We start from the raw sequence: 8,235 nt of genomic DNA on the forward strand, positions 1-8,235 counted from the left end.
GAAGCGCGCGACTTGTGCCAGCGAGAAGAGAAGGTCGCCGAATTCTTCCTCGATCTTTTTCAAATCGCGGCGTGATATTTCTTCACGGAGTTCTTGAAGCTCTTCCTCGGTTTTCTTCAGCACGCCTTCGAGGTCGGGCCAATCGAATCCGACCCGCGAGGCCTTGGCTCCGAGGCGATAGGCCCGAGCCAGTGCCGGCAGCGAATCGGGAACTCCGGCCAGCAGCGACTCGCCGGGCTTCTTCTCCTTGGCCTTGATTCTCTCCCATTGGCGCAGCGCCTCATCGGCTTCGCTCACTTCGCCCTCGGCGAAGACGTGGGGGTGGCGGCGGACCAACTTTTCCACCAAGTGCCGGATCACTTCATCGATGGTGAAGGTTTTTTCTTCCTTGCCGATCCGTGAATGGAAGACGACTTGCAAGAGGAGGTCGCCCAGCTCTTCCTTCAAATGTTTGGCGTCGCCGGAATCGATGGCGCCGATGACCTCGTAGGTCTCCTCCAAGAGACAGGGGATCAGCGAGGCCGGAGTCTGCTCCTTGTCCCAGGGACAGCCTTGGGGGCCGCGCAGCTCATCCATCACCTGAAGGAGTTTTTCGAAGAGTGCGCCGGAGGGGAGGTTTGGGAGGTCGCTTAGGTCCATGGGGGGCGGTTAGCATCGGCTCGGGCTGGGTGTCGATGGTTTTTGGGATTCCGATGCTGGCTTTGGCTTGAAAGGGGCTTGGGTGGCGGGAGCAGGGCCTGTCTCGCTGCCACCCCCGCCGTCCTCGCAGGGGCTGCGGGCGGCGGGGTCCCCCGTCATCGAGCCACCCGCTCCCGAAGAAGCTTTGGGTAAACAGCCGCTGTCATTCCGAGCGGGGGGAGGAATCCACTACCAATTCCGCGACTCTAACAAATTCCGTAGTGGATCTTTCGCTTCGCTCAGGATGACTGCCAAAAAGCTGCGGATTCTCTGTGCCCAAGCTTCTTCTGGACCCGAACGGGTGGCCGGGCGGGGGCCCCCCGCCGCCCGCAGCTTGCGAGGACGGTGGGGGTGCAGACCGGACAGGACCCGTTCGGGGCCAGCCACCGTCGCATCTTTGAAGACAATCGCCAGTCTCGAATGGGCTCGTTACCTTAGAATGGGCTCACATTTTTTTTCCAATTGATATGATGAGGGTCGATATGGAAAGAATCTTAGGCCTTTAGCTGGGATAGCTCAGTCGGTAGAGCAGCTGATTCGTAATCAGCAGGTCGGCGGTTCGATCCCGCTTCCCAGCTCATTATATAGGAGGCGGCGTGAAGGCGGGATTTCGGTTCTTGATCGTCCTGGGGATACTGTTGGTCGCGCCGTTTTCTTTTTCCCAAACCACGGCTTCCAAGGATTCCTTCCCGGATTTTCTCGCTACCTTCAATCAAGCCTTGGAAAAAAATGAGAAAGACAAGGTCCTCGACCTTTGCTCCTGCCCGCGCTTCAATTGGGAAGAGGGCTTGGGAGTCGACGTTTCCCGCGAGGTTGCGGCGAAGAACTTCGAGAAGATGTTCACGCCCGAGATCCGGAAGCATCTCAAGTCCGGCAAATACACCAAGACCAGCGAAGGCCACCGTTACACCGAATGGGTGAAGGGTGGGAACAGCTACAGCCTTTGGTTCAATGCCGAGAAGGACGGAACCTACAAATTCGCCGGTCTCTACGTCGGCCCGGCGCCTTGAGGAGGTCTTCGATGAGAATCGCTCTCTTTGCGGTGGGGTTTTTGCTCCTGGGGTCGGCGGCCCTCGCCCAAGTTCCCCAAGACCAAGAGCTCAACTATCAAGGCCTCAAATACGCCTGCACCGGCGTCGGCGAGTCCAAGGAGGACCCGCGCTGGGCCAATTACTCGGCCAAGCTGATGTTCACCACCGGCGGCCGGGCCTACGTCTCCTTCATCCAAGTGAAGATCGAAAATGCCCAAGGTAAGTTGGTTTTGGAGGCGGACTGCGATGCCCCTTGGGTCCTGGCCCAGCTGCCGGAAGGCAGCTATACCATCAAGGCGACCGCCGATCGCAAATATCCGAAGAGTGCCAAACTCCAAGTCGGGGGTGGAAAGCAGGCCGAGCTGGCGATAAGATTCCCCGAAATTTCGGGCGAAATGTAATAATTAGAAAAAGGCATTGACTGCACCGGGACTGGGGGATAAGGCTCCCAAAATTTTTTGTCGACCGCTGGGCGGTCGAAGGAGAAATGAGTGCGGGTCCGGCCCCTCGAAGATGCGAAAAAGAAGAAGCTGCTGGAAAGGAATTTGAAAAACCTCCCACGATAGGGAGGTTTTTTTTTATCCGATGGCTGAAAAAAAAGAAAAACTGCTCCTGGACGGCGGCCAGCTCGAAACCGTGCTGAAGCGCCTCGCTTCCCAAATCGCCGAGCGCCAAGACGGGGAGGGCTCTTACTCCCTGATCGGGATCCACACCCGCGGCGTTCCGCTGGCCCGCCGCTTGGCGGCCCATCTCAAGTCGCCGGCGCCGATCGGCATCCTCGACATCAATCTTTACCGCGACGATTTGAGCACCGTGGCCGACATGCCGGTGGTCAAGGAAACCAAGATGCCCTTCGCGGTCGACGGGGCCCGGGTCCTGCTGATCGACGACGTCCTCTACACCGGCCGGACGGTGCGGGCCGCCTTGGACGCGCTCTTCGACCTGGGCCGGCCCCGCAAGGTCGAGCTCTTGGCCCTGGTCGACCGGGGCGGACGGGAGATCCCGATCCAGGCCGATATCTGCGGCAAGACCCTCGACGTGCCCGCCGGCGAGGTCGTGAAGGTTCGTTTCAAGGAAACTGATGGCATCGATGAGGTGGTCATTGCGAAACTGTAGGGACGGGGCTTGCCCCCGCCTTTAGCAGGGAGACTATTGGTAGACGGGGCCCCCGCGAGGGGCGCCCCTACTTAACTATGAAACTGTCTCAAACCCACATCCTGAGCATGTCCAGCTTGAGCCGCGAGGAGATCGAGTTCATCTTCCGCACCACCGACACCTTTCGCGAGGTCGGCGGCCGGGCCATCAAGAAGGTGCCGGCCCTGCGCGGCAAGACGGTGATCAACCTCTTCTTCGAAAATTCGACCCGGACCCGGACCAGCTTCGAGATCGCCGGCAAGCGCCTCTCGGCCGACGTGATCAATATTTCGAAATCCAGCTCCTCGGCCACCAAGGGCGAGAGCCTGCTCGACACCGCCAAGAACCTCATGGCCATGTCGCCCGACATCCTGGTCATCCGCCACCCCTCGGCCGGCGCGCCCCAGGCGGTGGCCAAGGTCCTGCCCGGGGTTCGGATCATCAATGCCGGCGACGGAGCTCACGAGCATCCGACTCAGGCCCTGCTCGACCTCCTGACCATCCGCGACCACAAGAAGAAGATCGAGGGCCTCCAAGTCGGCATCGTCGGCGACATCGCCCACTCCCGGGTGGCCCGGTCCAATCTTTACGCGCTGAAGACTTTCGGCGCCTCGGTGACGGTGGTGGGCCCCAAGAGCATGATGCCGCCGGGAATCGAAAGTCTCGGCGTCCGGGTCAGCCACAATCTGTCCGAGGTCTTGCCCGAGCTCGACGTCGTCATGATGCTGCGGATCCAGACCGAAAGGCTCGACGGCCTGCCGTTCCCCAGCCTCCGCGAATATTCCCGGTTTTTCGGCCTCAATGCCGCCTTGCTCCGAAAGGCCAAGCCCGACGTGGTGATCATGCATCCGGGGCCGGTCAACCGCGGCGTCGAGATCGCGCCCGAGGTGGCCGACGGGCCTTATTCGCTGATTCTCGACCAGGTGAAAAATGGGGTGGCGGTGCGGATGGCTTTGCTGTACCTGCTGGCCGGCGAGTGACGTGAAAAGTGAAAGGTGAAAAGTGAAAGGTGGAAGTTATCTCATTGAAGGGGCCAGAATTTTCGATCCGACCTTAGGTCTCGATCAAGTCGGCGACCTCATCGTTCATGAGGGGAAGATCGCCGGAATCGGAAAGGGCCTCAAGGCCTCCGACGGTTATAAGCGAGTGGTGGGGAGGGGCAAGGTCCTGCTGCCCGGCTTCGTCGATCTCCACACCCACCTCCGCGAACCGGGCTTCGAGCACAAGGAGACGGTCGAGACCGGCACCCGCTCGGCGGCGGCCGGCGGCTTCACCACGATCTGCTGCATGGCCAACACCCAGCCGGTCAACGACAACGCCGCCACCACCCACTATATATTGGAGAAGGCCGCCCAGGCCTGCGGCGTCAAGGTCCTCCCGATCGGGGCGATCAGCAAGGGTTTGCAGGGCAAGGAATTGGCCGAGATCGGCGAGTTGAAGGCGGCCGGCTGCGTCGGCATCTCCGACGACGGAATGACGGTGATGGACAGCCGCTTGATGCGGCTGGCGATGGACTATGCCCAGGGCTTCGGCATCCCGGTCCTCACCCACTCGGTCGACGCCAACTTGGCCAAGGGCGGCTCGATGCACGAAGGCGAGGTCAGCTGCCGGCTCGGGCTGAAGGGCATGCCGGCCGAGGCCGAGGACATCATTGTCGCCCGCGACATTTATTTGAGCCGCTTGACCGGAGCCCACCTCCACGTCGCCCACGTCAGCACCGCCGGATCGGTCGAGCTGATCCGCCGGGCCAAGCAGCAAGGCTTGAAAGTCAGCGGCGAGGCCGCGCCCCATCACTTCACCTTGACCGACGCGGCGGTCGGCGACTACGACACCCACGCCAAGATGTGCCCGCCGCTCCGCGGAGAGGAGCACCGCCAGGCGGTGATCGCCGGCTTGGCCGACGGGACTCTCGATTGCATCGCCACCGATCACGCCCCTCATGCCACCGTCGACAAGGAAGTGGAGTTCGACCAGGCCGCCTTCGGCATCCTCGGCTTCGAAACCGCGTTGCCCTTGGCTTTGCGGCTGGTCGACGGCGGAAAATTGACTTTGCAGCGGCTGGTGGAGTCCCTCACCTCGGCGCCGCTGGCGATCTTGCGCCGCCCCTACCAGGGCATTAAAGTAGGCGCCGCCGCGGATCTTGCTTTGTTGGATTTGAACGCCATCTGGATCTATCGCGCCTCCGAGGGGTTTTCGAAGAGCCGGAATTCGCCCTTCGAGGGTTGGGACATGAGGGGCCGGGTGGTGGGCACCTGGGTGGACGGCAAGCGAGTGCATGGAGAATAGGATGTTATTGAAGAAAGACCGCGCGATCTTGATGTTGCAGGATGGGACGACCTTCGAGGGCAGTTCCTTCGGTTACGAGGGCGATGCCGGCGGCGAGGTGGTCTTCAACACCTCGATGGTCGGCTACCAGGAGATCCTCACCGATCCTTCCTACAAGGGCCAGATCGTCACGATGACCTACCCGATGATCGGCAACTACGGCGTCAACGATGAAGACATCGAGTCGGCTGTGCCCCAGGTCGAGGGCTTCATCGTCAAGGAATACTCCCGGGTCTACAGCAATTACCGGGCGAGCGAGTCCTTGGGCGACTATCTCAAGCGCCACAAAATTCCGGGCATCGAGGGCATCGACACCCGGGCCCTGGTCCGTCATTTGCGAGACAAGGGGGCCCAGCCGGGCCTGATCTCGACCCAAGACTTGGACTTGAAGCGCTTGAAGAAAAAAGTGAAGGCCCTGCCGTCGATGGAAGGGCAGGATCTGGTGAAGGACGTCACCACCGACAAGGCCTACCTGTGGAAGGAGGGCACTTACTCGGTGACCGCCGGCGGAGCCCGCAAGCCCGACGGCAAATTGGCGAAGCGCAAGGTCATCGCCTACGACTTCGGCATCAAGAAAAACATCCTCCGCCACTTGGTCGATGCCGGTTGTGAAGTGAAGGTGGTGCCGGCGGCGACTCCGGCCGAGCAGGTCCTGGCCGAGAAGCCCGACGGCGTGTTTTTGAGCAATGGCCCCGGCGATCCGGCGGCGGTGACCTACGCCATCGAGAACGCCAGGAAGCTGGTCGGCAAGGTTCCGGTCTTCGGCATCTGCCTGGGCCACCAGATCCTGGGCCTGGCCTTGGGCGCCAAGACCTACAAGCTCAAGTTCGGCCACCGCGGCGGCAACCAGCCGGTGAAGAACCTCAAGACCGGCCAAGTCGAGATCACCGCTCAGAACCACGGCTTCGCGATCGACCCCGAATCGCTCAAGAAGGCGGGGGTCATGACCCACCTCCACCTGAACGACAAGACGGTCTCGGGCTTCTGCAAGGAGGACGAGGATGTCCTGGCGGTGCAGTACCACCCCGAATCCTCGCCGGGGCCTCACGACTCGCTGTATCTCTTTGAAGAGTTTAGAAAGATGATGGACCAGAACCATGCCTAAACGTAGCGACCTCAAAAAAATCATGCTCATCGGCAGCGGCCCCATCGTCATCGGCCAGGCCTGCGAATTCGACTACTCCGGAGTCCAGGCCATCAAGGCCCTCAAGGAAGACGGCTACCAGGTCGTGCTGATCAACTCCAATCCGGCGACGATCATGACCGACCCCGATTTCGCCGACGCCACCTATATCGAGCCGATGACGCCGGAAGTGGTCGGCCGGATCCTCGAGAAGGAGCGGCCCGACGCGATCCTGCCGACCTTGGGCGGCCAGACCGCCCTCAACCTGGCGGTGCGGCTGGGCGAGCTCGGGATCTTGGACAAATACAACGTCGAATTGATCGGCGCCAACCTCAAGGCCATCCGGATGGCCGAGGACCGGGCCGAATTCAAGGCCGCGATGCTTCGAATCGGCGTCGACGTGCCGCGCTCGGGCTTGGCCCACAGCCTGGAGGAGGCGCTGGAGGTGGTGAAGGAAGTCGGCTTTCCGGCCATCATCCGCCCGGCCTTCACCCTGGGCGGAACCGGCGGCAGCGTCGCCTATAACAAGTCGGAGTACCGCGAGAAGGTTCGAGCCGGCCTCGATGCGTCACCGGTGCGTCAATTGTTGATCGAGGAATCGCTGCTCGGCTGGAAGGAATTCGAGCTCGAGGTGATGCGCGACACCAAGGACAACGTCGTCATTATCTGCTCGATCGAAAACCTCGACCCGATGGGCGTCCACACCGGCGACAGCATCACGATCGCGCCGGCCCAGACCCTGACCGACAAGGAATACCAGCGGCTGCGCGACGCTTCGCTCAAGATCATCCGGGCCATCGGCGTCGACACCGGCGGCTCCAACATCCAATTCGCGGTCAATCCCAAGACCGGCCGCTTCACCGCCATCGAGATGAATCCCCGGGTTTCGCGCTCCAGCGCCCTGGCCTCCAAGGCCACCGGCTTCCCGATCGCCAAGATCGCGACCAAGCTGGCGGTGGGCTACACCCTGGACGAGATTCTGAACGACATCACCCGCTACACGCCGGCGGCCTTCGAGCCGACCATCGACTACGTCGTCACCAAGGTCCCGCGCTTCACCTTCGAGAAATTCCCCACCGCCGACGCCACCCTCACCACCCAGATGAAATCGGTCGGCGAGGCCATGGCCATCGGCCGCACCTTCAAGGAGAGCTTCCAGAAAGCCCTGCGCTCGCTGGAGATCGGCAGCGCCGGCTTCGAGCCCAAGATAAGGGGAAAGCTCGACGCCAAATCCAAAAAATTGCTGGTCGAGAAGCTCAAGGTCCCCAACGCCGAGCGCATTTGGTACGTCGCCGATGCCATGCGTCACGGCTTTAGCGATGCCGAGATTTTCAAGCTCAGCGCCATCGACCCATGGTTCTTGGCCCAGATCCGGGACATCGTCGACGCCGAGAAGGAATTGAAGAAACAGGCAAAAAAGGTGTCGACCCAGGCTTTCCAACCGCTGCTCCGCGAAGCCAAGGAAATGGGCTTCAGCGACAAGCGGCTGGCCGAGTTGCTCGGCAAGGATCCCCGGCAAATCCGCGCCCTGCGCAAGAAAGCCAAGATCGAGCCGGTCTATAAGCGGGTCGACACCTGCGCCGCCGAGTTCGAGGCCTATACCCCTTATTTGTACTCGACCTATGAGCGCGAGGACGAGGCCGAGGTCACCAAGAAAAAGAAAATCGTCATCCTGGGCGGGGGTCCCAACCGCATCGGCCAGGGCATCGAATTCGATTATTGCTGCGTCCACGCGGCGATGGGCCTGTCCGACGCCGGTTTCGAGACCATCATGGTCAATTGCAATCCGGAGACCGTCTCCACCGACTACGACACCTCCGACAAGCTCTACTTCGAGCCGCTCACCCTCGAGGATGTTTTCGAGATCGTGGAACGCGAGAAGCCGCTCGGCGTGATCGTCCAGCTCGGTGGTCAGACGCCGCTCAAGCTGGCCAAGCCGCTCGA

8 protein-coding genes and 1 tRNA gene are annotated in these 8,235 nt (G+C 61.4%); 8 read left to right on the top strand and 1 reads right to left on the bottom strand.

All coding sequences use genetic code 11. The features are described from left to right. On the bottom strand, window positions 1–639 hold a 639-nt coding region (mazG, locus tag VJR29_00005), incomplete at its 3' end, for a nucleoside triphosphate pyrophosphohydrolase (GenBank protein HKY61779.1). 544 nt (window positions 640–1,183) lie between these two features. Between mazG and VJR29_00010 the strand changes: the two genes are divergently transcribed. The 8 genes from VJR29_00010 to carB form a co-directional block, all read left to right on the top strand. After that, window positions 1,184–1,256 (top strand) — tRNA-Thr (locus tag VJR29_00010). Between the two features lie 18 nt (window positions 1,257–1,274). Next, complete coding sequence (locus tag VJR29_00015) at window positions 1,275–1,688, top strand: hypothetical protein (protein HKY61780.1); 414 nt, start codon at window positions 1,275–1,277, stop codon at window positions 1,686–1,688. Between the two features lie 11 nt (window positions 1,689–1,699). Beyond that, window positions 1,700–2,110: a hypothetical protein gene (locus VJR29_00020; GenBank protein ID HKY61781.1), complete on the top strand. Its 411-nt coding sequence runs from the start codon at window positions 1,700–1,702 to the stop codon at window positions 2,108–2,110. A gap of 184 nt (window positions 2,111–2,294) precedes the next feature. Then, on the top strand, window positions 2,295–2,825 hold the full coding sequence (gene pyrR, locus VJR29_00025; protein HKY61782.1) for a bifunctional pyr operon transcriptional regulator/uracil phosphoribosyltransferase PyrR: 531 nt from the start codon (window positions 2,295–2,297) through the stop codon (window positions 2,823–2,825). A 77-nt stretch (window positions 2,826–2,902) separates the two neighbouring features. Continuing rightward, the gene (locus tag VJR29_00030) at window positions 2,903–3,823 is read left to right on the top strand and encodes an aspartate carbamoyltransferase catalytic subunit (GenBank protein HKY61783.1); all 921 of its coding nucleotides are present in this window, start codon (window positions 2,903–2,905) and stop codon (window positions 3,821–3,823) included. A gap of 22 nt (window positions 3,824–3,845) precedes the next feature. Continuing rightward, on the top strand, window positions 3,846–5,129 hold the full coding sequence (locus tag VJR29_00035) for a dihydroorotase (GenBank protein ID HKY61784.1): 1,284 nt from the start codon (window positions 3,846–3,848) through the stop codon (window positions 5,127–5,129). A 1-nt stretch (window position 5,130) separates the two neighbouring features. After that, window positions 5,131–6,273 carry a glutamine-hydrolyzing carbamoyl-phosphate synthase small subunit gene (carA, locus tag VJR29_00040; protein ID HKY61785.1) on the top strand — a complete coding sequence of 381 codons (1,143 nt, stop codon included), beginning with the start codon at window positions 5,131–5,133 and terminating at the stop codon, window positions 6,271–6,273. Beyond that, window positions 6,266–8,235 (top strand): carbamoyl-phosphate synthase large subunit (carB, locus tag VJR29_00045; GenBank protein ID HKY61786.1); only part of this gene is annotated, 1,970 nt, incomplete at its 3' end. The genes carA and carB, both read left to right, overlap by 8 nt.

This window comes from bacterium (genome assembly GCA_035281585.1).
Classification (GTDB): Bacteria; UBA10199; UBA10199; order DSSB01; family DSSB01; genus DATEDP01.

Bases quoted from the DNA above. Each gene is read 5' to 3' on its own strand.
- VJR29_00020 (HKY61781.1), top strand. From the start codon at position 1,700: ATGAGAATCGCTCTCTTTGCGGTGGGGTTTTTGCTCCTGGGGTCGGCG.
- pyrR (HKY61782.1), top strand. From the start codon at position 2,295: ATGGCTGAAAAAAAAGAAAAACTGCTCCTGGACGGCGGCCAGCTCGAA.
- VJR29_00030 (HKY61783.1), top strand. From the start codon at position 2,903: ATGAAACTGTCTCAAACCCACATCCTGAGCATGTCCAGCTTGAGCCGC.
- carA (HKY61785.1), top strand. From the start codon at position 5,131: ATGTTATTGAAGAAAGACCGCGCGATCTTGATGTTGCAGGATGGGACG.